The 1,146-nt window shown below is 74.4% G+C and carries 1 protein-coding gene; it reads left to right on the top strand.

Annotated features, from left to right (window positions below; all coding sequences use genetic code 11):
- Positions 1–143: 143 nt before the first annotated feature.
- On the top strand, positions 144–1,146 hold a 1,003-nt coding region (locus tag OEY_RS0113335), incomplete at its 3' end, for a glycosyltransferase family 4 protein (protein WP_010594356.1).

The raw sequence follows: 1,146 nt of genomic DNA on the forward strand, positions 1-1,146 counted from the left end.
TCGACGCCGCCCTCGGCGACGTGCTCGGTGTGGACGCGGATCAGCTCGTCGACCGATGGGGGAGCCGGCTCGAGAGGCAGGTGCCGGCTCCCGTCGGCTGACCCGCCGTCCGGACCCACCGCGGCACCGCCTACGGTGAGCGCATGCCCCGAACGCTGCTGGTCACCAACGACTTTCCGCCCCGGCCCGGGGGGATCCAGTCCTACCTGCAGGCGTTCGCGGCCCAGGTGCCGCCCGACGACCTGGTCGTCTACGCCCCGCGATGGCGAGGGGACAGTCACGTGACGTTCGACGCCCGGCAACCCTTCGAGGTCGTCCGCCACCCCACGACCCTGATGTTGCCGACCCCCGCCGTGGCCCGGCGGGCGGCCCGGCTGATGACCGATCGCGGCTGCGAGACCGTGTGGTTCGGCGCTGCGGCGCCGCTGGCCCTGCTCGCTCCCGGGTTGCGTCGCGCCGGCGCCCGCCGGATCGTGGCCAGCACCCACGGGCACGAGGTCGGCTGGTCGATGGTGCCCGCCGGACGGCGGGCGCTGCGCCGCATCGGCAACACCACCGACGCCGTCACCTACGTCAGCCGGTACACCCGCGGTCGATTCGCCTCGGCGTTCGGGCCCGGCGCAGGTCTCGAGCACCTGCCGTCCGGCGTGGACACCGAGGTGTTCCGGCCGGATCCAGCGGCGCGCGCGGACCTGCGCGCCCGGTACAGGCTCGGGGACCGCTCCACCGTGCTGTGCCTGTCCCGGCTCGTGCCGCGCAAGGGCCAGGACATGCTCATCCGTGCACTGCCCGAGATCCGGCGCCGTGTCGACGGGGCGGTGCTCGTGATCGTCGGCGGTGGCCCGTACCACGACCGCCTCCGCAAGCTGGCCCGCACGGTCGGGGTCGAGGACCACGTCGTGATCACCGGAGGAGTGCCGGCCGCCGAGCTCGCCGCCCACCACACCATCGCGGACGTGTTCGCGATGCCGTGCCGTACGCGTGGCGCCGGTCTCGACGTCGAGGGTCTCGGAATCGTCTATCTCGAGGCCTCCGCCACCGGGGTGCCCGTGGTGGCGGGCCGCTCCGGCGGCGCGCCCGAAACCGTGCGGGAAGGAGAGACCGGTGTCGTCGTCGACGGCACGTCGGTCGCGGCGGGGGGGGGCG

The sequence above is a fragment of the Rhodococcus sp. P14 genome, assembly GCF_000256505.1.
Lineage (GTDB): Bacteria > Actinomycetota > Actinomycetes > Mycobacteriales > Mycobacteriaceae > Rhodococcus > Rhodococcus ruber.